Source organism: Paenibacillus sp. FSL R7-0272 (assembly GCF_037969905.1).
GTDB lineage: Bacteria > Bacillota > Bacilli > Paenibacillales > Paenibacillaceae > Paenibacillus > Paenibacillus polysaccharolyticus.
Map to the genome: position 1 here is coordinate 404,563 of NZ_CP150221.1, position 22,704 is coordinate 427,266.

The following is a 22,704-nucleotide window of genomic DNA, read 5'->3' on the forward strand; positions in this document are numbered from 1 at the left end:
CCTACGATACCCCCTTGTCGGAGTTACCTTTGGATTTTACACGCTGTACCAGCCCGAAATGGAAGAAACCATAGGCCAGGAACACCGTAATCACCAGTCCCGGATGAATATTGAGTAACTGTAATGCGGCAAAGGCAATCACACCGAATAAAATAGCAAACCACTTACCCAAGCCTTTCCAGGCTTTCATCGCAAACTCATAGGCCATCATACCAAGCATCACAAAAATGACAGGCCGTACGGCTGCTACCATACCTGCTACAATCTTGGATTCACGCAGGGCGTACATCGAACCGAGTAGAGCAATAATCGCGATGCTTGTCGGCAAAATATGAGCGAGTACGGACACAATAGCGCCTAGAACACCCTTTGTTTTATAGCCAAGATAGGCAGCCATTTTGGTTGCGATAGGTCCGGGCAAGGCGTTGGCAATCGCCAGAATCTCGCCGAACTCATCGTCGCTGACCCACTTATACCGGGTGACGGCTTCATAACGGATTAGCGGAATAACCGAGGGGCCACCGCCATATCCCAAAATTCCGGTTCGTACCATGCCGACCACGAGACCGTTGTAATCTTTCCAACTCATGCTGATATCCTCCTAGAGTCTCATGCCCATGCGGCTTTTATATCGTTTTAAGAGCAGCTGTGATTCCACTTTGACGATGCCAGGCATCTTGTAGAGTTTCTCCAGTATAAACTGCTCCATCTCTTCCATATCTGCAAAAATACCGTGCATATGCAGGGTACTTGGGCCTGTCATATGATAGAGACTGGTCACGGCTGGCTCATCATCCAGCATCTCTGCAACTTCATCCAGGAAGCGCGGTTCCACATCGACATTAAAAAAGGCAGAGACCTGTAGCCCCACCTTGCCTGGGTTAATGACAACGGTGAAACGTTCAATGATTCCTTTTTCCGATAATGCATTGATGCGAGCTTGAACGGCTACGCGGGATAATCCGATCTGTGTACCCAGATCTGTATAGGAAATCCGGCTGTTCTCATGGAGCGCGGCGATGATTTTGCGATCCATCTCGTCCAGATTGTACATTTGCGGAATTTCTCCACCTTTGGAGGTACGTTTGTGAGACATGTTTGAATCACCCTTTTCATTTTCATATGTTGCATGATGTGTATCCGAATTTAAAGAGTAATTGAATGTACGCTTAATACATGCAGCATTCATAGTTTAATGACGAAACGTAACTAACGTCAACTGATTTTAGGGGGATTGTTAAAAATATTTAAGGGAGCACCTTCATTTTGTCGTATCTATGAAAGAAAAAGACTGCTCGCTTGATGCGGGCAGTCAGTACGTCTTTGTTAGGACAAGTTACTTCATGAATTTGTATCAGCAAGGATGCTTCTCTCAGGAGATTAGAAGTTGTTGCTATAATGAAGATGTTTGTTTGGATGGTGATGCATCACCCATTATGAGTTTACTGTCTTAGGTAGCAGTAGCGTAACCGTAGTTCCTTCGCCGGGTTCCGATGATACGCGTAACGTGCCGCCTGCTCCCCGTGCACGTTCCTCCATGCTGAATAGCCCAACACCATTCCCGGCAGTAGCGTCGTTAAATCCGGTACCTTGGTCTTCAATAACGACAAGCGTGAGCTCTTCCGTATCTTCTACGGTCACTTGTGCCTCGGCAACGTCAGCATATTTGGCTACATTGGTTAGAGCTTCCTGGATGATGCGATAGATGGCGATCTCCCGGTTCATCGCGAGCCGTTTGCGCAGATTGCATTCGAGAGTAACCTCGATGCCGTAATGGCGGTTATAGTTCTCGATATAGGTTCGAATCGCAGGAACGACACCCAGATCATCCAGCACAGACGGCCGCAGTTCCCAAGCCATACCGCGAACATCTTCCATAATGCCGGTAACCTGTTTCCGTAGTGCTTCTACACCTGGGTTTGCTTGATCTGCCAGCAGACGATCCATCTGAATCACGAGAGAGAACAGGCTTTGTCCAATCCCGTCATGAAGGTCACGAGAGATGCGCCGCCGCTCTTCTTCCTGAATGTTCATGACTTGCGACATCATCTGTTGTAGCTCAGCCTCGACTTGTTTCAGCTTGGTCACCTCACTGCGCACAGCTAAATACTGATATGGCTCACCATCGTTATCGAGGAAAGGCACAATCGTGGTATTTACCCAGTAATAACTTCCGTCTTTTGCACGATTCCGAATCTCGCCATTCCACACCTTGCCGGCAGAAATGGTATCCCATAACGTCTTCATAAAGGTTTTACCGTGGTACCCCGAGTTAATAATCCGGTGATCCTGACCAATGAGCTCTTCGCGGCTATATTGTGAAATTTCGCAAAATTTATCGTTCACGTATTGGATTTTACCTAATCGATTCGTCAGCGCTACGATCGAGGATTCGTCGAGTGCAAACTTCAAATCACCAAGTTGATGCAGCGAACCTTTCAGTTTGCTTCGGAATTCATTGTCCGAGATGTGCTTGTCAATCTCGCTGAGTAGGAGCTGAACAGGTTGGTCAGCTAATCCGCTGAGTCTGTTTTTGCGTGGCTTACTCAAAGTTCAACAACCCCTTTTTCATCGCAAACTTCACCAGTTCCGGTCTGGTGCGCAGGCCAAGCTTTTCCATCAGATTGCTTTTGTGGGATTCTACCGTTTTGACACTGATGACCAGATGCTCGGCGATTTCCTTATTCGCGTATCCTTTGGCAATCCAGGACAAAATCTCTTTTTCCCGATCCGAGAGCGTATCGTATGGCCCGGCATTTTCCTGTTTGGCTTTGTCCAGATACTCGCTCATTAATCGTTTGGTTGCACTTGGATAGAGGTAGGCGCTTCCATCGGCTACAGAACGAATGGCAGCCAGCAATTCCTCGTGGGGCGCGCTTTTGAGGATATACCCGGAAGCTCCCGCGTGAATTGCGCGGAACAGGTATTCCTCGTCGTCATGCATCGTAAGAATTAAAATGGATACATCCGGCATTAGCTTTTTTAACTCCGCCGTAGCGGTCAACCCATCCTTGCCCGGAGGCATACTGAAATCCATCAGAACCACATCGGGTTTCAGCTCCTGTGCTTTGGCAATGGCCTCGTCGCCATCGGCTGCATCGCCAACAATATGTATATCGTTCTTACCTTCCAGCAGGGCGATTAGCCCCGAGCGTACAACCACATGGTCGTCCACAACTAACAGTCGAATCACATTCATTTCCCCCTGTCCGATTCCATCATCTGTATCCATCATACCAAAAAAAGAGGCTTTTCAGAGGGGAATCTCCGAAAAGTCTCTTATTCAGTGTGTTCTGCTCCCTTATTCAGCTCATGCATATTGTTCCAATTGTCTGGCAGCTTGCTCGGTTTGTACAATCATCTCGGGGGAAAACGTGCAAGGGGTTCTGCTTCCCACTAGCAATACACCATTTGGCAGACTGCCTTCCCTGAAGATGGGTACGGCTATAGCACAAACGAGTCGTTCAGCAAGCATAAGCGGGCAGCGGTCCGGGGTATATTCTCCACGTGACTGCTCATCCAGCATAACTGTTCGTCCGGTTCGTAGCGCCGTTCCTACCAGATCTTGTCCAGGGCGCATAGCCATGCGTTTGACACGTTCATTGGTTGCCCCGAAGGTATATTTCCAGCGCAACATTGATCCAGACACACAAGCCATTCCGCAAAAATCGCCGGTGGTGTTCTGACACAGGCCGCTCATCATCTCCTGAACAGCAGATGAGACTTCATCATGCATGAGGGACACTTCCTTTTTTCGAATCATATGATGATCTGTTCTTCACTCGTTACGTTTCTTTCATTATCGTGGTCGTTCATCGTTGTCACAACATATGGGTAACCTTGAACTCAAGGCTCGTTGGATGGGAGAATCAGTTTACAATCAGGTTATTCCGATGTTAGTTCTATTGTAGACTGTTTCGTCAGCCTTGTAATTCAGGGAATACCCCTATTTCACTTCTGGAAACTGCTGAACATGGGCAGCGGATCACTCCGAGGAAGTATAAGAATGAAAAAAACAGCTGGCCGATTAGCCAACTGTTTCGTTTGAATGTGTATTCTGGAATGAGTATATATCTAGGAAGACTCTTCTGCAGATCAGAACATGTACACGTATCTTTCTTCTACATTGTAAATGTGCTCAGTAATGCCGGCCATACTGCGATCTTCTCACGGCAAGAGGGACATGTTGTTTTGCCTGCCAGATAGGGCAGATGCGAGGACAGTGTCTGTTCTCCGATCCTTGCTGTCCGTTCTGCTAAAACTTGTGTTTCCTCATCTGTCCATGCAGAAGCGGGAATGATGGCTTGAGCCGCCTGATCAGGTTGAAAAACAGGATCTTGTTCATAGGCTTTCAGAGGCACAGCATAATTTTCATCAGGCCATATGTACATTTCATTTGCGCAAGCCGGACACTCAGCTACATACTCGTCCCCTTCCGAAAATGTCATCAGCATATTCGCAACGATATAGGATTTGCGGAATGCGGCATCGGCAATGAGGATGTAACGTTTATCCGTATCATCTGTGGATGGTTCGGCAGCATCGGTCAGCACTTGTTCCGTCAGTGATCTGAGCTGGTCGATAGCTTCTACATAATCATTGTACATCTGCGTGCAGACCGTACTTCCCACCACATCAGCCAGCTCAGTCCAGGATGGCGGATATGGCGTTTGGTGTCGCTCATCGCGGCTTGCTTCAATAATACCGCAGCTGATAAACAGTTCCTTGCGCACTGCTGTATCGGATGTCGTACCTGCCAGACGAGCTAGAAATGGCATGGCGGCGTAAGTAGCCGTATAGATTGTATTTTGATGAAACAGATATTCCTGAAACAGTTCGTCAAAAACCTCTTGGCTGAATTGCTGCTGCAATTGTTGTAACAAGCCGGGAACATTTTCCGCTGACCCATAGGGGCCTGATAGCTTTTCCCAAACATCACTATTCCACGATAACATATGTATTCCTCCTGTTCCGGAGATGCATAAGATTGTAGATCCACAAGATTGAAGACTCACGAGTGGTTAACTGTATGCTAGCACTATCGTAAAAGTTTGACAATTCAAGATGAGATCATTCACAAACGGGGCTTTATTGGGGATATGTGACTTTTCTCACAGCGAATTGGGGGAGTTTCCCGCCAAAGATCAGGTAATCCCCCGATAACCTTTCGAACTGATTCACGATATGATGTAAACATAAGGAATCACCGAGGGGGACGAAAGTTATGGGTACAGTATTCGTGGAAAGAATCACCCGAAAAGTAGAGCAGACACAGACGGAGGCGGGCAAAATGACACAGAGAACAGGCGGGATTCTGTCTTTTGTTACACCGGAGCAATGGAGTCTGATCGAAGAGAAAATGCAGCCTAAAAAAGTAAAGTCGGGATACAGTCTCTTTTTGGAAGGTGATGAAGCTGGATATCTGTACTACATTCGTTCGGGGCGTGTGAAGTTGACCAAATCGACGGAGGATGGCAAAGAGATTATTCTGTCGATTCAGCAAAGTGGCGATCTGATCGGTGAATTCGGCGGTATTGGCGGATTGAATCATAGTTACAGTGCAGAGATGGCGGAAAAAGGGGAACTGGCAATCATCTCGCTGACGGATCTCGAAAGTGTGATTAGCAAAAATGGTGATCTTGCGCTGAAATTCTTGCAATGGATGGCACTTGCACAGCGGATTACACAGTCGAGATTCCGTGACCTGTTGCTCTACGGCAAAGCGGGCGCACTTGCCTCCACGCTGATTCGTGCCAGCAATACGTATGGCAAGATTGTTCCGGATGGCATCGTGCTGGAGATGAAGCTGAACCACACTGAACTCGCTGAGATGATCGGGGCAACCCGGGAGAGTGTTACACGTATGCTCGGAGCGTGGAAAGAGCAGGGCACCCTCGATATGCTGGACGGCAAATTAATGATTCGGGACATGGCTGCATTACGTTGCATGTGTGGATGCCCTTCGTTCCCAAGCTGCCCGAAAGAACTGTGCCGTCTGTAGGCCATATTACAGTAGATTCAGACAGTAGAACAGGTAACTTAGAGAGAACGCACGGGTGGGGAGACACGAGATCGGAACTGAACGGAACAAAATGAATAGGATAGAACGGGAAAAGGACGAAGCGGCATGGGCTGTTTCGTCCTTTTTGGTATGTGACTTTTCCAAAACTATAGGGTATCAATCCTCCGGCGGCTAACGATCACAGATGACCTTATTTTATGTATTTTAGCCCATTTGAAAATCTAACGATCAGGAGAAACGTTATTTCTCGAGATTTACAGGAAAATCCTGCTTTTTTGCGTCTTTTTTGGTGAAATAGCGCCACTGGTGATCGTTAGAATTCCAAGCAACTGCAAAACACCTAAATAAGCTTTCTGGTGATCGTTAGAATTTTGGTTGCTACCTCCGTACTCGCTTCACCCGTAGGTAGCACATTTATTTTATTCGAAATCCCGATCCAGCATGGAGTAGAGAGACGAGTCATGATATGCCCCTTTATATAACCAATGCTCCCGGAGAAGGCCTTCACGTTGCATACCGATCCGCTGCATGACGCGCTCAGACGCCGGGTTTTCTGGACGGCATTTGGCATAAATCCGGTGAACGCCAAGTTCCTTGAAGCCAAAATGAAGTAATGCGCGGCAGGCTTCGGTCACATATCCATTCCCCTGATAGGCAGGGTGAAGCACATAGCCGATCTCAGCATTGGTCTGATCGACAAGGTGGAGCCCTGCGCCGCCGATAAGAAGCTCTTCCTTTTTCAAAACAATGGCAAGTTCATATCCTTCTCTCGGCTCGGCCAGCTGCATACGAATGACATCCTGTACATAAGCCCGGGTATCCTCCTCCGTGTTCGGGCCCCATGCGGTGTGTTCCGTGACTTCGGGCATCGAGGTGTACGTATGGATGTGAGGCCAGTCATGTTCTACAATCTCACGAAGAATTAATCTTTCTGTTTCAAGCTTCATAATGTACACTCCTTTGCTCCAACTCAGATTTCTTCTTTCTACTTGGAGTGGGTCATATCCCACTGCTGAATGGATTCCGCATCGTATTGCATCCTATTGTAACGCACCATATGCACGCAAAAAAGCCCACGACCGAATTCATACAACTGAATTCCCCGCAGGCTATTGAAAGATTACCAAAATCGTTCATGTAACGGTATGTTATTATGGTTGGTTGCAAGTCGTTGCAGGATATGTGTAGGCCAGCTTGCGGATGATCTCCTTTTGCCATCTTGTGTCACCCAGGTTAATCGCCAGGTTCAGAAGATCCAAATAATCGTCAAGCTGCAGGACAGCCTTTTGCAGAGTTGTGTTCATTCGATGTTCGTTCCCCTTTATCTATAAAGTCATAAGCATGGTTGGCATCATTATCGGAATTGAAAATAAACAAGCTCAATAATGATAATCATTATCATATATAATGACATTATGCATCGAACGTAGGTAAATTGCAATGCCTAACCACGCTATAACTCAACTTTTTTCAGGAAATAGGCTCGCGATGACCGTTGCGGACTATGAAATTTTTCAAAAATTTTACATAAATCGAGAGGAATTCATCATATGAAGCTTTAAATTAGATAGGGACAAGCATTATACGTTATGGAGGAGGAGAAAGGTATATGAAAAAGGCGTTAAGGCAGCACTGGATCGGGGCATTCCTGGTCTTTGTTATGATGGCAACAACGTTACTCGCTCCGGGGGTTCAGGCTCCGGTTCAAGCCGCAGCACCACTTACCGTATCACAAGCGATTGCTGCCCAGAGCAGCGGAGGAACAGCAACCGTCGAAGGTTATGTTGTGGGACATGCGACCGGGTCACTGACGGCCAAGTTTACCTCACCGTATGCCAATGATTTCAATGTGCTGATTGCAGATTCTGCATCCGAGCGCTCGAACGCCAAACTGCTGGATGTGCAAGTTTCTTCTTCTTTCCGTGCTCAATATGGACTGGCTTCAAACCCAAGTCTGGTAGGCAAAAAGATTATCGTGACGGGAACACTTGGCGCATATAACAGCTATGCTGGTGTCAAAAATCCTACGTCGATTACCCTCTCTTCAGGTACCACGAATCCTGATCCAGAGCCAAATCCGAATCCAGGTACACCTCTTCCGGGCGGAAACGGCAAAAAAGTGTTGTTTGATAACACGCATGCTCAGACCGCAGGTGCGGCTGACTGGATTATCGATGGAGCTTTTTCAGACTTTGCGAATGGTTTGCGAAACGCAGGCTTTACCGTGGATCAGCTGGAACGCAGCATCCCGTATACATTTGGTGAGCAAGCCTACACCTATAACAAATTGAAGGACTATGACGTGTTTGTCATTGGCGAAGCCAACGTGCCATTCAAGGCCACAGAACAGGCTGCGCTCCTGCAATACGTACAGAATGGCGGGAGTGTCTTCTTCATCTCCGATCACTATAATGCAGACCGGAACAAAAACCGCTGGGATTCTTCCGAAGTGTTCAACGGCTACCGCCGCGGTGCTTTCCTGAATCCAGCCAAGGGCATGTCTTCTGCCGAAGCGGAATCCCCGGCGATGCAAGGCGTGACCAGTTCCGACTGGCTCGGTACGAACTTCGGTGTTCGTTTCCGCTATAACGCGCTGGGTGATGTGAACGCCACGGATATCGTTGCACCATCACAAGCTTTTGGCATCACGACAGGTGTACAAGCTGTAGCGATGCATGCCGGATCAACGATTGCCATTATGGACCCGAACAAAGCTAAAGGTTTGGTGTATGTTCCGGCAGGCGTGTCCAAATGGAATAACGCCGTCGATCAGGGCGTATATAACGGCGGCGGACGAGCAGAAGGGGCGTACGCTGCGGTTGCCAAAGTAGGCGCAGGAAAAGCGGCGTTCATCGGTGATTCCTCTCCGGTTGAGGATGCAACACCAAAGTATTTGCGTGAAGAAAACGGAGCCACCAAGAAAACCTACGATGGCTTCAAAGAGGTGGACGACGCCACATTCCTCGTGAATACGGTGAAATGGCTCGCGGTCAAAGAAAGCTACACCAGCCTGTCCCAAGTGCCAGGTCTGACCCTTGATACAGCAACAAGCCTGTTGCCAATGGAGACACCAGCCAACTCCACCGAGCCACAGCTTGAGCCGTGGGCTGCGCCAGCGGCAGGGTACAAATGGTATGATCCAACGACATTTAAAGCAGGTTCATACGGCAAGGCTCAATGATAGGTAGGTTAGGGCCGAATTAGAATTAGATAAGGATTTAGAATGACAATCATTCAAAATACGGAGCAACGTGAACAAACGCAAAGAAGCTGGTGATGTCACTCAGCCTCTTTGCGTTTCTTATTTGAAATAATCATATAGTAATTACGTTTCTGCATCATAAATCTCCTTGTTTTGTCGTCATACATTCATTGTAACATTTATCCAATTGGCAATGTATAAAGCTTCTTTTCTCCGGGCAAGGTATGGGTACTCAAGCTTGTAATCCAAAGAGGGAGGCGGCACAAGATGAATCAGCACATCGGACAAGCAGACTGTGACAGTTCCCTGATGCGGCAAAAGTTAAAGGCTGACCTGTACCGCGTAGCGGAACGAATGAATGTGACGTTATCGCGTTTTGATCATGACAGCGTCTGTTTGCTGGGACAGTTTGCGGAGATTCGTGCCGAGATCAAACACATTGAAGTGCTCGCTTCTTCTTTTTATCTCGACTGTTATTTGTCCCCGTTTACCGAGAAGTTTGCAGAACTGACGTCCAGTGTGCAGCATCTATCCGACCGCAGGTACGGAGCGCTGATTGTGATTGAACGGGAGGTTCCGCTGGAGACGATGATTCATTCCGGTGTAGCGGTGGATGCCAAAGTAACTCACGCGTTGCTCGAATCGCTCTTCATCCCTGGTGCGCCATTGCATGATGGAGCTGTGCTGATTCGTGGCAACCAGATTGTATCTGCTGGCAATGTGTTGCCGTTATCCCAAGCCGAAGCCCACGAACGTAAGTTGGGCACACGCCACCGGGCGGCACTTGGATTAAGCGAGCTGACCGATGCGGTGGTGCTGGTAGTCTCGGAAGAGACGGGACAGGCTTCTTTTGCGGTGGACGGGGCGTTGCATCCGATTAATGTGGTTGAAACGCTGACCTAGAGGATATAGCAGATAGCGATATGGTGAGATGGCGAGGGTACATAGGTACATAATCGTGAGCATATGAGTACATGAGCGTATCGACCTGCCTATGCTTCCAGAGCGAATTATTGGAGAGGCTAACCAGTCACAGGGTGACAGGCGGAGCCTCTTTTTGCTATGTGAGAGGTTTCCGTTTTGCACAAACTGGGTGGATATGGGTACAATAGAGGGTGGAGCGTAAATAGGAACGCTAGAATTCAACGCTGCGATTTATCGCAAAAATGGTTAGAGGAGACGGTTAGCACATGAGTTGGTTTGAAGCAATGGAGCAACATGATTATGAGGAACTGGTCCTGTGCCAGGATCGAACTTCGGGCTTGAAGGCCATTATTGCCATACACGATACAACACTTGGGCCTGCGCTCGGCGGTACACGGATGTGGACATACGCTTCAGAGGAAGCAGCCATTGAAGATGCACTGCGTCTCGCTCGGGGCATGACATATAAAAATGCAGTATCCGGTCTTAATCTGGGCGGAGGCAAAACGGTAATTATCGGAGATCCGCGTCGTGACAAAAATGAAGCGATGTTCCGCGTCTTCGGCCGCTATATTCAAGGGTTAAACGGTCGTTACATCACCGCCGAGGATGTGGGAACGACGGAAGAAGACATGAATCTGATCTATCAGGAGACCGATTATGTCACAGGGATCTCGGCTAGCTATGGCTCGTCTGGCAACCCTTCCCCTGCAACCGCTTGGGGGGTGTATCGCGGCATCAAGGCTGCTGCGAAGGAAGCGTTCGGCACCGATCTGCTGGAAGGTAAAACAATCGCCGTTCAAGGTGTAGGCAACGTAGCCATGCATCTATGCAAGTATCTGTATGAGGAAGGTGCACATCTTATCGTAACGGATATCCATAAGGATTCTGTGAAGCTGGCGGTGGAACGTTTTGGCGCCAAGGCGGTTGATCCGGCGGACATTACCAGTGTGGAATGTGATATCTATGCGCCATGTGCGCTCGGCGGCACAATTAATGACGATACACTCAAGACCCTAAAAGCCAAAGTGATTGCAGGTTGTGCGAACAATCAGCTGCTGGAGCCACGCCATGGGGATGAACTGTATCAGCGAGGCATCGTGTACGCACCGGATTATGTCATTAATGCAGGCGGTGTAATCAACATTTCGGATGAGCTGAACGGATATCATGAAGATCGAGCATGGGCGAAGATCGGAGAGATTTACACGACGCTGGAGAAAATTTTCGAAAGCTCCCGCACCGAAGGCATCGCGACCTATGTGGCGGCAGACCGTCTTGCCGAGCAACGGATCGAGATGATGAAGAACACGCGTAGCACCTTTTTGCAAAATGGTCATCACGCATTAAGTGCACGCAGACTGCGGAAATAAACGCTACCAGCCGAGAGCTGGACTCATGTAAGACAACGTGTAAGACGATAGGTAAGACGAGCAGATGAACTAAAGGGACAATCCTGAAGGTTTGGTCAAACGAACGTAGTAACCTCCGAAAAAACGCATTTTTGGAGATTTTTCGTGCAGACCCTATTCAGTATTGTCCCTTTTTGGGTGTGATTGCTCGTTTTCGTTTTAGCTTAAACTTAAGCAGAGGTTCTTATAAACCGAGGCTTGGACTTAGACGCTTTTCGAGTAATCAGGTGATTCGATTCCACGGTTATTTGTGGCGTTTTTTTCAATGTACCAGAGAAGAACCATACACACGGCATAGAACAGGCTGATCCCCAGAATAATGATCCATACACTCTTCATATCCACACTTCGAATGAACAGGCCCGTCAGATAAGGGCTAAGGGTATAGCCCAGACAACCGACAAACAACAGCAAGCCGTTAAATCTCCCCTGATGGCTGTCGGGTACGCGGGATGCAATATACAGATTGATATTGGTCTGCACCAGAATCTCTCCAATCGTCCAGAGCACCGTAGATACCACAACGATAGCAAATTGAGGCCAATCCCCGAGCAGGTATAGCGCACCAAATCCGATGCCATAGAAGAGAGCGCCTGCCGCGATGGAGTTTAGAGCCGTGAAGTTACGGGTCGCGGATAGTACCAGTGTAGTGAGAAGAATGACACTGATTGCATTAATGGTCATGACTGAGCCGTAGTAAGCTGCTCCATGTTCACCGAACGTCTGATTCATCTGCAAGGGCAGGCTGAACGAGTATTGCATGTAAATAAAATAGTTAAGAAAAGATACCACGATGAAAAAAACAACAAGTGGATTCTTCAGCAACATAGGGAACAATGGCGAAGGCAAAGATTCTGATCCTTGTTGCTGCCTGGATGGAGAGCGACCTTGTTTATGTTGTTGTCCCGGCTGCTGGTGTTCTTGGTGTTGTTGCCTTCCATGTGGCTGTTGTTCTCCCTGTGATTGCTTTGTATGCTTTGCAGGTTCCCTGGCAATGGTTTGCGTTGCTTGATCGCTCGAACCAATATAAACCTTTTTCCAAATGATGAAGGTAGAGATCAGAAATACGGTACCGATACTCAGAAAGACGATGTGCACGTAATCTTTAATAAAAAAACCGGCAATCAACGGCCCAAGCGCGATACCGAGATTGGCTCCGAGATACATCAGGGAAAAGGCTGACTTCCGCTCCTTCTCCTCTGGACATAATTCAATAATTAAGACGTTATACGCCGGGCGTGTAATACTGATGAAGAACATGACCGCAATCAGAAGATAACCGATGGTCATCGTGCCTGACCAGAAGGAGCAGCTTATGATCATAAGGGCAGACAAAATCTGCCCGGAGACAATGATCGTTTTTTTGCCAATCAGATCACTTAAATAACCGCCAAGCAGTACACCGGGGCCGCTAATCAGAGCCGCCATGGATACAAAAATTCCCGCACTAACCACACTCATGCCCATCTGCAGCGTAAGCACCAAGGTGATCAGGGAGAAAATAAAATCCCCCGTGCTGTTAATGGTTCTGGCTAAGCAGAGATAATAGATGCCGCGGCTGAGTCCCGCGTATGTTTTGAATAAAGACAATCGTTTCAAACCTCCCCAAGAAAAACACAGTCCCAGTAAAAAAACCACTACGTTAAGCTCGATCTCTATTGCGTATTGATGATCTTATACGTTTTCGGGAACCGCCACCTCAATGACAAATCGATCATACATCTCCAGTAACGTCTGACGTAATTCCTCAAACGAATCACCTTCCACAATAGCGAACCCTGAGCGGGTCATCGTGTCGTTTACAGCCCCGGCGTGCTGCCCCACTTCATAGGAGACGTTAAATTCAATGATGCCCGGAACATCCTTATAATCGTCTCTCCCCGAGATGTGCTGGATCACTCCTGCGCGGGAGGGGAAGCAGATCATACCCGTGAATTTGTTGCTGGTTTCCTGCTGCATGAAGGTATATGTACCGAGTTCCAGATCCGTCACTGCTTCGAAAAAGTCCACACCATGCGTGTTCTTGATGCAAGGCGGCATCACATGTGAACCCCCGATTCTGGCTCCAATCTCTCCGAAAACCACTTCGCCTTCCGGCGTGAGAAACAGCTCCGCATGGGTCACCGATTGATTGATGCCAAGCGCGGCAATAACTTGTCTATTGATGTCCTGGATATGCTGGATAAAATCCGCTTCTGTTCCTTCGGGGAAGGTAATGCTAGCCGGGGGTTTCTGCTGCGTTGCGATATCCAGACAGTTGTAGAGATATTGGGAAACGGAGGCAAACACCACTTCTCCTTTGCACACAATGGAGTCACAGTGGAACTCTGTGCCATGAATGAATTCTTCCAGTAAATCTCGTTGCTGTTCTTGTCTTGTGTATTGAAGATAATGTAACAGTTCTTCCATGCTGGACAATTTGAACGTGTTGATACTGCCGTAACCGCTGAGCGGCTTCACAATGACGGGGAACCCATACGTAGCGGAGAAATGAAGATAGTCTTGTTGCTGGAGTGCAATGGCCGTTCTGGACGTGCGGATTCCGCGCTGATGCAACATTTGTTTCATAATCCATTTGTTCCGAACCGCCTCGGCCTGATTGCGCTGCATGCCCGGAATGCCGAACTCGGAACGGAGTTGTCCGCCGATCTCAATGGCATTCTCACCCGGAGTTAACAGAGCAATGATGGAGTGAGATTGCAGAATGTGCTGGATATGTGCGCGGATGGCGTCCACAGATTCGAGATGATCAACGTATCTAATCTCATCAAAATAAGCTTCAAGCCGTTCGGGATGATGTAATTGATGGCGTTCAATAATCAGAATCTTTCGGCAGTCTGTATATTTGGTCAAGGGTTTCACGAAGTTTAAACCAAAGGGAAGCCTGAAATCAGATATGTATACGATCGTTTTCATATGTCCTCCTGGATAAAATTTGAAATAATGAATGGTTTTCACAACATTATAGCTCATTATTTTCAGGTTTCAATACATTATTTGTAAAATTTTATGCGCGATTGTACATATTTTTGTTGCGTTGAAGTGTTAATTGACAGCAGGAATTTTTTGGTATAGTATCGTACCAAATTGGAAAATAAATGGGAGGTAATGGATATAAATGGATATAAGTAAAGAGAAATATGCCATACTGGGCACATTGGGTGACGATGAAGGATTCTTGACTTGCAGCATGCATATTGCGAAAAAAATGGATAATTCTGATATGATTAAGCCATACCCCGAATTCGAAGCGGCTGCAGAAGACCTGAAATCCGGTGAAATTTCCTGCCTGCTGGTGCCTGGAGCGTATCCCAAGCTGAACAGTTTCATTATGGATTCAGATCTGGTCGTGTCCGAAAGTTTTGTAGAGAAGATCCCTGCACTGGTGTTGTCCGGCTTCCACGCCGCTTGTCCAGAGCAGATTGATACGATTTTTCATCATCCGGCAACTACATACTTGTTATCTGAACTGAATATTGCCTATAGAGAGAACAGCACAGTATCATCCAACCCGGAGGCCTGCAGGAAGGTTATGCTGAATACAGAGACCTCCATTGCGCTCACGAACCAGCTCTGTGCGGATCATTACGGACTGGTAACGTATAAAGTGCTGCGTGAAGGCATTCAAATGCCATGGGTATGTTTTACGAAAAAACCACAGAGGGTGAATGCACTCGTATGAAGAGAATTGCAATTATACTGGATAAAAATCTGGAGCAAGGAGCCGCGGCCAATGTGGCAGCGCTGCTTATGGGACAAGCTGCTCTCAACGAACCGGAGTTATATGCCGATCAGCCTGTACGGGATCAGAGCGGCATTCAGCATGCAGGCATCCGCTATAGCACCGTTATTCTGAAGGCGGGGGAGAATCAACTGATCAATCTGGCTAAATCCTGTGCGGAGAATCAGGACGGATTGAAACATCTTGTTTTTACACAGACAGGACAGTCGCTGAATAACGCTTTTGAACAATATGCAAGTGAAATTGCATCGATGACATTGGAGGCGACCAAAGTCGTAGGTGTCATTGTATGGGGTGAAGACGAGTCCGTTCGCGCGACGACCAAGAAGTTCAGTGTGATGAAATAGTGCCGTGAAAATAAGGCAGGTTTGGGGATATGCTTTAAATTAAGTACAGCAGGGGTACAGTTGCAGCATTGAGGTTGTTGCGCTTGGCTGGAACGGAATGGAACAGAGCGGAGAATAGCGCAGGACAGAACGATTTGTCCGCACGGGGCACGAAACATAAGGGCTACGAACATAAAAATAAGGGCAGAAGCGATCCATGGATGGCCTCTGCCCTTATTTTGTACAAGAGAAATTTTTAGATGAATGCTCTGTATATGGTGATGAAGATGCAGGTGCAAGTACAGATAAGATACAGGTTATGTGCCGCTCACGGCTGTAACCTTTTTCTCTGTGAAATAGTATAGTAGCGCGAGCAGTGGCATGATCAGACCAATCAGCGTTGTGAGACTCCATCCGCCATGGGCATATGACCAGCTTCCGACTGAAGAACCGATGGCACCACCGATGAAAAAGATCGACATAAACAAGCCGTTCACACGTCCTCTTGCCTCGTTGCCAAGGGAGTAGATGATGCGCTGACCCAGCACCAGATTACCGGAAACAGCCATATCCAGCGTAATGGCTACCACGACCAGCAGGATTAAGGCCGATGTGGAGTGACTCTGGAACAGATATGCCAGACCAAAGGAGGCTGCGGCAATGACCATAGCGGCTCCGGTGAGTACTCGGGTAAAACCGCGGTCTGCCCATCTTCCGGCAATCGGAGCGGCAATGGCGCCGCCTACCCCAGCGAGAGCAAACCAGGCGATGCCTTGCTGCGACAAGCCAAAGTCGTTTGCGAGCCGGAGAGGCACCGTCGTCCAGAACAGGCTGAATGCGCCGAACAAGCTGGCCTGATAGAACGCGCGCCGCCGTAACATCGGCAGGGTTCGAAGCAGTGTACCAAGGGAGATAATCAATTGTCCATAAGTCAGGTTGGGATCAGGCCGACGGGCTGGAAGTGCCCGTGACAGTAGCAGCATGAGCAACGCGATCACCACGGCCGAGAATGCAAAGACCGCTTGCCAGCCGAACACGCTGGTGATAAAGCTGGCGACAGGGCGTGCAAGCATAATGCCGAGCAGCAGACCGCTCATCACATTGCCGACCACCTGTCCGCGCTGCTCTTCCGAAGTCAGATAAGTAGCGTACGGCACCAGTATTTGCGCAACGACAGAACCGATGCCGATGAGCAGTGAAGCCGTCAGAAAGAGGAAAGCACTGGTGGAGAAGGTGGCGGTGATCAGCGCTACCACAAGTACAATGAGAAACAGAACCATTAAACGGCGATTTTCAATAATGTCACTGAGCGGAACGATGAACAGCAGACCAATGACATATCCGATCTGTGTCAATGTTACGATTAATCCAGCTGCGGCAGACGACAGACCTGTAGTGCTGCTGATCGGCCCAAGAACGGTCTGAGCATAATACAGGTTGGCTACGATCAGACCGCAGGAAGCGGCAAGCAGGAAAATAATCCAGGCAGGCACGGTCGTCTGAGTCTGGTTAGTACTTTGTTTCTGTGTGGTATCCATAAGATCAACCTCCAATAAAAGTGTATGATGGTAATTCAATTGCCATTTTCACTATGAAAGATGTGTAGGTTTAATTAATGAACGTTACGTTTACTAATTACACCTAAATAATATACGATACGTTTAGTATTGTAAATAGGTAGTTACAGAACATAGTAATTTTACATAAAGATGACGGAAATATAATGACATTGCTGTGAGCTTAAAAATGTATATTGACGCTGCATTTTAGTATAATGAACGTATCGTTTTGTTGATTTTATTTTTTTAGCTATTTTAGCTGAACTATTTTTACACAGATAACGGAGAGGACAGAAAAAATCTGGGGATAACAGCGATTGAAAGGTTATTCTGTCATTGAAGTGGTTGTGTAAATACTTTGGTTCAGCTTATATAGATGATTACAATGGAGGGTCAGCAATGACTGCAAAAAGAGGACGTCCCCGCAACATGGAAACCCAGAATGCCATTCTTGCTGCAGCCTATGAACTGCTGCTGGAGGATGGGTTCGCCGCGGTGACGATTGAAAAGATTGCCGAACGTGCACAGGTAAGCAAAGCCACCATCTACAAATGGTGGCCGAGTAAAGGTGCTGTCATGCTTGACGGGTACATGTCGGCGTTAACGGCCAGGTTGCCTGTGCCGGATACGGGGTCTGTATATGAGGATGTGCGTGCTCATGCAGGGAACCTGGTTCAATTTTTGACAAGTGCCGAAGGGAAAGTCATTACACAGATCATCGGAGAAGGGCAGTCTGATCCCGCCCTTGCGGAAGAATACCGTAGCAGATATATTCAGCCGCGCCGCCGTGAAGCATGGGGCATTCTGGAGAAAGGCGTGGAACGTGGCGAATTGAAGCAGGGACTGGACATTGGGCTGTATATCGACATGATCTACGGGCCTGTATTTTACCGGATGCTGGTCACGGGCGAGCCGATGGATGATACGTTTGTGGAGTTGCTGCTAGGCACGGTATTCAAAGGCATCGGGTCTGAGGCATAGCAATAAGTGATAGCAGCATGTGATAGTGAAGGAAGAGAAGAAGAGAAGAAAAGGAAAAGGGAAAGGGCAATTCGGAGAAAGACCGAATTACCCGGGGATACGGTTACTGCGTAGCCAAACGAAGTCTATACCTGGAAGATCGGGGAGATGGCAGAGGGCCATGTGTCCGTTGGTTTGGGGACGAAGGGAGTTTCGTGCTTGTTTAATATTGGGGGATCATTCCACACTGAACTTGGCAGTTCGTGTCTGTCCGTGTTGTATAATCCTATGGAAATAGTAGGATATTGAAGTTGGAATAACTGTATCATGTTCCTGTCCATTCTTCTAATGGATTTTTTCTATAAGCAATTCGAGGCGAAGGCAAGCTGGAGATGTAGAAGTTCTTGTGCTTGCATAAAAATGTAAATTTATTGCCACGATTGTTATTGACCACTGTAAAATTTAGGATTAAAATTGGTCTAATCATATAAATTCAAATTTCTGGATTTTAATTGTGGAGGTGGGATACATGGAACCTGCAACTACGATACGCTCAACGATTGAGGATTACATCAGGAAACAGGGATATACCCTTCAATATTTTGCAGATATATCGGGAGTGAACGCTGGAACGCTTAGCGCCATTATTAAGGGAACACGCCCCATCGCCATGGCGCAGCTTGATCTGATTACCCAGGGCATGAATCTGGAGGAAGGCTATTTCTACGAGACGTATGGTGGGGAGTGCTTCGTAGAGTCGGCTCCACACTGGCGAAGGCTTGAGCCCTTCCTGCAACGCTGTGCGGAATTGGACAAGCTGGACTGCATCCAGCGGGTGATTCAACAAGTAACGGATGATCGTTCCTATATCTCGGAACTGTTCGAGATGGCCGAAGGTATGCTGGAGCGCGGTCAGCAACAAGCTGCCCGTATGTTATATGAATGTGTAGCCGAGTGCGAGAAATACCAGCATTCCGAGCGCTTGGCCCTCTGCCAGTATCGTATCTTCACCCTCTCGCTAGGCCAGAATCAACACGATAACCTCCGTGCCGCCGTGCACTTTGAGCCTTATATTAATCGGCTAGATGAGGAGAGGCAACTGGATGCGATAAGGGAGCTAGCTAATACTTACAATGGGTTATGTCACTGGGACAAAGTATACCAGTTAGCTGATGAGCTGTTGGAACGGGTCAAATGTCTAGAACAATTCAAAAGTAAAAAAAGAGAAGCAGAGATTAATCGAATCTCTAAGCACCCATTGTTTACTTATAAATTTTATGCTTACTTATTAATTGCAACAGTATGGGGCGAACGTAAAGAGTACAAAAAGGCACTAGAGTATACTTCCCTCTATGCTAACATAGTTATCGAAAATTCTACTTCAGAAGATCAGCTTTTTATTAAACGATTTAATGAATGGGCAGAAGTGAATACCTATTTATATAAATTAATGACGGGCGATTACGATTCACTTTACTCTTATATTGATTTTATAGAAGAAAACGAAAATGAGACCCTTCTTGGACTTGTCAAAGTTATGGAAGCGGCTAATATATATCAGCTAAATGTAGACAAGGTTCTAAAAAGGTTTGAATTATTCATTCATATGTTAGCTAATGATCATGATTACCAGAGTAGCTACACTATTCAGATAAAAGATGATAGATATACTAAATTTTGGGCTGAATTAGCATTTTATCAGTTGTCCAAAGAAAGATATCATGAAGGATTCAGAGATTTACTAACCTGCCTAAGCTATGCTCTCAAAATTAATGATGACTCTACTATAATTTATTGTGTAAGTTTGTTCGAAGAACACAGAATCCAGGCCCCTAAATCAATTAAGTCACAATATAAAAGTATTATTAAGGAGGTTTATAGTCGATATGAGAAGAAAAGTAACGTTGGCATTGACGCTGTTTAGTTCGTTCATTATGTTATCGAGTATTACAGATAGTATAGACCAAATTATCAACTTGCTTCTCAATCATGGTGCAGGCGGATATTAGAAAATGGTAGATAATTTATTATAACTATTGGGCGTACTATATTTAATAGGGTATAGCGCGCCTATTTGGATTGTTATAATGAGTGACCGATGTAAAACTAAAAATAAATATATTTATTGTATATTTGATTAAATCATAAGTTATTCGATTAGTGGACATAAGACAGTGGAAAGGGTTTGTACAGTAATAGTACATATTGAGGTACATCTGAGAGTGAAATCTCAAATTAAGCTTACATTGTGGATAGATATAATAATTCCAAAAAAAGTGAAAATAGATATATGAATGGAAAAAAAAGCCAGCTCTTATAATTACAAGTGGCTTATTTTTTATTCAACCTCATGTGTAATTATGCAGAAAATGCATTGAAATTATATCGTTTTAATGATTACAACTTCCCCCTTTATTAGGTTGGCGCCTTCCTGCGGGCTTCACTTGACATTTAATGCATGAGATAAAAGTAAATCTCGAATTTTACATCATATACAACTATCGGTTGACTCAAGTTGTTTGATTATCCAATTCATTCAGCAGATTAAGATACTTATCTAATAGAACTTCCTTTTTATAGTCTTCTAAATGATATGATGGATATTCCTTTTCTGCATCCAAGATACTATTAATAAATCTTTCTACTTCGCCTTTTGTTGGAGTTGATCCTGAACTACTTATAATATTGTCTATAATAATTAAAACGGAGTTCAAAATTTGTTTGAAAACAACCAGTGACATTTTTTCGGCTTTATTTATTTCTGATGTGGAACCGTTTGAAAAAAAGCTCATTACGGTTTGATAGAGTTTATCTAGAGTGTTAATATACTTTTTTTCAATGGAAATACAATATCTAATATCACCAACATCTAGTAGCTCAGGCATCAAGTTGTCCATGTACTGATTGTTGGAGGAAGTAAAAAAAGTAGCAATGTTTTTATATGATTTACGTATTTTGTCTACCCTACCTTGGATGCTGTTACAGGTGATTTGGTCTTCTTTTTCTCTACATTTACTAAGATCAGTCTTTAAATGAGTTAGTTCTTTCTCACTGCATGATAGAGCGAAATCGTCAAGATAACTAGTTAGAATGAAATATAGCTCTTTTGCATTTTTCATTAAAGATCACCTCATGAAATAAGATTCGTGAATGTAAACGTAGAAGCAGTCTTAAGACTGCTTCTACGTTTACATAACTATTAAAAGAAAGAATGGCCACCAGATCTATCCCAAATATGGTAATGATAATAGTAACCGAAACCGAGACCAGGTTTACTAATTTCAGGTCCTACTGGCTCTTTTCCACCGCCTGCTCGCTGAGCAACTTTAGCTGCTCCAGATAAGGTCGTAGACCATACATCTCTTCCAGTAACGTCACTATCACCATTGAAAGACTTCAATCTATTAACCGCTGTGCTAAGGGATATTGCAGGCCCAATCCATACATCGCCTTGCATTATTTTAGCATAGTAGTGGTCGTACTCTCGTTTATTTCTCAAATTCATTGCAATTTCATCTGTTTTTGCAAATTCAATATTGTTGATCATAACTACAGCTGCAATAAGAAGGAGTGCTTCTATCAGTTTAGCACCCACGATCTGAACTAGTGGCGCTAATATTACCACCATTGGTCGGATAATGGTATCATCTTTACTAATAGTCGCTGTCTGTCCTGTTTTTTGATCTTCATATGTTACAGTTACGCCATTTTCTGTTGAATAGTCATCAATTGTTACTTCATAGTGCTCTACTTGTTTACTATCCGTTGATTCAATAGACATCAGTGAGACGGGGGCGGTCTCTGCTTTTTCGTATGTAGAGAAGGTAGTTTTTAAGGTCTCTTTATCTTGAACCAATATCCCGACTAAACCTTCAATTTCAGTTTTTAGCCTTATCTCTTGATCGTTATTTGCCAAAACTTCGACACCATTTACCGCGGTTATTTCAAATTCTTTCTCAGATTTAGCATAGGATGGGCTGATTAAACTTACACTAACCAGAACAAATACAAGAAATGTCGCAATGAACCTTAAGAAGTTTCGTTTAAGTAACATATTAAAGATTTCTCCTTTTCTGATATGAAGTGTGTGAAAAAAATTAAAGCAATCTACCCTCCTTTTTTTGATATCTAAAACAAATATATACAAATATATATGAATATTCAACATTATTTTACTTTTTATATATTTATATGGAATTTATAACATGTAATTATTTCTACATTAAGTATTAAATTGAAGGAATCAATTTGGCTAAATCGCTACGCTCGCGTCTTAATAAAATGATTTCTTAAAAGCTTGGTCTAAATAGGATTGAATGTACATTCTCCGTTCCTCCTGAGAAAATATTAATGATATGTGTATTTTGTTCCCATGAGGTTTTGACCGCTTAAGTCGAAGTTGGCCATCATCTGCTATCCTCTAATATTTTCGTCTAGGCCCACCTTCTCGTTCACTCCAGTACCTTTCAATGTAAGTGTTAGCTTACAGCGTTTTAAAACAGGATAAAGTGTGCCTTTCTTGAGTAAAAAAGCCCCGTTGGTTACTTGATTATATAT

General features: G+C 45.6%; 21 protein-coding genes. 8 read left to right on the forward strand and 13 right to left on the reverse strand.

All coding sequences use genetic code 11. The features are described from left to right. Position 1: 1 nt before the first annotated feature. The 6 genes from MKY23_RS01915 to MKY23_RS01940 all read right to left on the reverse strand — a co-directional run bounded on the left by MKY23_RS01915 (position 2) and on the right by MKY23_RS01940 (position 4,955). Positions 2–589 carry a chromate transporter gene (locus tag MKY23_RS01915; protein WP_339834870.1) on the reverse strand — a complete coding sequence of 196 codons (588 nt, stop codon included), beginning with the start codon at positions 587–589 and terminating at the stop codon, positions 2–4. 12 nt (positions 590–601) lie between these two features. After that, the gene (locus MKY23_RS01920) at positions 602–1,096 is read right to left on the reverse strand and encodes an Lrp/AsnC family transcriptional regulator (protein WP_339834872.1); all 495 of its coding nucleotides are present in this window, start codon (positions 1,094–1,096) and stop codon (positions 602–604) included. A 338-nt stretch (positions 1,097–1,434) separates the two neighbouring features. Further along, on the reverse strand, positions 1,435–2,550 hold the full coding sequence (locus MKY23_RS01925; RefSeq protein WP_339834874.1) for a PAS domain-containing protein: 1,116 nt from the start codon (positions 2,548–2,550) through the stop codon (positions 1,435–1,437). Then, a complete protein-coding gene (locus MKY23_RS01930; protein ID WP_090919046.1) occupies positions 2,543–3,193 on the reverse strand; it encodes a response regulator transcription factor in 651 nt (216 codons plus the stop codon). The genes MKY23_RS01925 and MKY23_RS01930 overlap by 8 nt, the downstream gene beginning before the upstream one ends. A gap of 117 nt (positions 3,194–3,310) precedes the next feature. Further along, the gene (locus MKY23_RS01935; RefSeq protein WP_339834876.1) at positions 3,311–3,736 is read right to left on the reverse strand and encodes a GAF domain-containing protein; all 426 of its coding nucleotides are present in this window, start codon (positions 3,734–3,736) and stop codon (positions 3,311–3,313) included. Between the two features lie 385 nt (positions 3,737–4,121). Then, positions 4,122–4,955, reverse strand: a complete 834-nt coding sequence (locus MKY23_RS01940) for a hypothetical protein (RefSeq protein ID WP_339834878.1) — start codon at positions 4,953–4,955, stop codon at positions 4,122–4,124. Between the two features lie 269 nt (positions 4,956–5,224). Here MKY23_RS01940 and MKY23_RS01945 point away from each other — a divergent pair, with 269 nt between their 5' ends. Further along, a complete protein-coding gene (locus MKY23_RS01945) occupies positions 5,225–6,001 on the forward strand; it encodes a Crp/Fnr family transcriptional regulator (protein WP_339834880.1) in 777 nt (258 codons plus the stop codon). A 440-nt stretch (positions 6,002–6,441) separates the two neighbouring features. Here the strand turns inward: MKY23_RS01945 and MKY23_RS01950 are convergent, their stop codons facing one another. Both MKY23_RS01950 and MKY23_RS01955 read right to left on the reverse strand, forming a co-directional pair. After that, positions 6,442–6,969: a GNAT family protein gene (locus MKY23_RS01950; RefSeq protein ID WP_339834882.1), complete on the reverse strand. Its 528-nt coding sequence runs from the start codon at positions 6,967–6,969 to the stop codon at positions 6,442–6,444. 204 nt (positions 6,970–7,173) lie between these two features. Beyond that, positions 7,174–7,326: a hypothetical protein gene (locus MKY23_RS01955; protein WP_167375706.1), complete on the reverse strand. Its 153-nt coding sequence runs from the start codon at positions 7,324–7,326 to the stop codon at positions 7,174–7,176. A 305-nt stretch (positions 7,327–7,631) separates the two neighbouring features. On the opposite strand from MKY23_RS01955, the gene MKY23_RS01960 reads away from it, so the two are divergent. From MKY23_RS01960 to MKY23_RS01970, 3 genes are all read left to right on the forward strand, one after another. Further along, positions 7,632–9,203, forward strand: a complete 1,572-nt coding sequence (locus MKY23_RS01960) for a DUF6359 domain-containing protein (RefSeq protein ID WP_339834884.1) — start codon at positions 7,632–7,634, stop codon at positions 9,201–9,203. A 288-nt stretch (positions 9,204–9,491) separates the two neighbouring features. After that, entirely contained in the window at positions 9,492–10,127 is a 636-nt protein-coding gene (gene cdaS, locus MKY23_RS01965; RefSeq protein ID WP_339834886.1) for a sporulation-specific diadenylate cyclase CdaS, read from the forward strand. A 287-nt stretch (positions 10,128–10,414) separates the two neighbouring features. After that, a complete protein-coding gene (locus tag MKY23_RS01970) occupies positions 10,415–11,521 on the forward strand; it encodes a Glu/Leu/Phe/Val dehydrogenase (protein ID WP_339834888.1) in 1,107 nt (368 codons plus the stop codon). A gap of 243 nt (positions 11,522–11,764) precedes the next feature. On the opposite strand, the gene MKY23_RS01975 is transcribed toward MKY23_RS01970, so the two are convergent. Together MKY23_RS01975 and MKY23_RS01980 are read right to left on the reverse strand one after the other, a co-directional pair. Then, complete coding sequence (locus tag MKY23_RS01975; RefSeq protein ID WP_339834890.1) at positions 11,765–13,150, reverse strand: MFS transporter; 1,386 nt, start codon at positions 13,148–13,150, stop codon at positions 11,765–11,767. 84 nt (positions 13,151–13,234) lie between these two features. Continuing rightward, a complete protein-coding gene (locus MKY23_RS01980) occupies positions 13,235–14,476 on the reverse strand; it encodes an ATP-grasp domain-containing protein (RefSeq protein ID WP_339834892.1) in 1,242 nt (413 codons plus the stop codon). Positions 14,477–14,678: 202 nt separating this feature from the next. Between MKY23_RS01980 and MKY23_RS01985 the strand changes: the two genes are divergently transcribed. Both MKY23_RS01985 and MKY23_RS01990 read left to right on the forward strand, forming a co-directional pair. Further along, a complete protein-coding gene (locus tag MKY23_RS01985) occupies positions 14,679–15,242 on the forward strand; it encodes a hypothetical protein (protein ID WP_339834894.1) in 564 nt (187 codons plus the stop codon). After that, a complete protein-coding gene (locus MKY23_RS01990) occupies positions 15,239–15,649 on the forward strand; it encodes a DUF2000 family protein (protein WP_311281530.1) in 411 nt (136 codons plus the stop codon). The genes MKY23_RS01985 and MKY23_RS01990 overlap by 4 nt, the downstream gene beginning before the upstream one ends. Positions 15,650–15,945: 296 nt before the next feature. On the opposite strand, the gene MKY23_RS01995 is transcribed toward MKY23_RS01990, so the two are convergent. Continuing rightward, positions 15,946–17,166 carry an MFS transporter gene (locus MKY23_RS01995; RefSeq protein WP_339834897.1) on the reverse strand — a complete coding sequence of 407 codons (1,221 nt, stop codon included), beginning with the start codon at positions 17,164–17,166 and terminating at the stop codon, positions 15,946–15,948. Between the two features lie 420 nt (positions 17,167–17,586). On the opposite strand from MKY23_RS01995, the gene MKY23_RS02000 reads away from it, so the two are divergent. Together MKY23_RS02000 and MKY23_RS02005 are read left to right on the forward strand one after the other, a co-directional pair. Next, on the forward strand, positions 17,587–18,168 hold the full coding sequence (locus tag MKY23_RS02000) for a TetR/AcrR family transcriptional regulator (RefSeq protein WP_221790880.1): 582 nt from the start codon (positions 17,587–17,589) through the stop codon (positions 18,166–18,168). Between the two features lie 508 nt (positions 18,169–18,676). Further along, a complete protein-coding gene (locus tag MKY23_RS02005; RefSeq protein WP_221790883.1) occupies positions 18,677–20,071 on the forward strand; it encodes a helix-turn-helix transcriptional regulator in 1,395 nt (464 codons plus the stop codon). 586 nt (positions 20,072–20,657) lie between these two features. On the opposite strand, the gene MKY23_RS02010 is transcribed toward MKY23_RS02005, so the two are convergent. Then, positions 20,658–21,266, reverse strand: a complete 609-nt coding sequence (locus MKY23_RS02010) for a hypothetical protein (RefSeq protein WP_221790885.1) — start codon at positions 21,264–21,266, stop codon at positions 20,658–20,660. 80 nt (positions 21,267–21,346) lie between these two features. Continuing rightward, the gene (locus MKY23_RS02015) at positions 21,347–22,201 is read right to left on the reverse strand and encodes a hypothetical protein (protein WP_221790887.1); all 855 of its coding nucleotides are present in this window, start codon (positions 22,199–22,201) and stop codon (positions 21,347–21,349) included. Positions 22,202–22,704 lie beyond the last annotated feature (503 nt).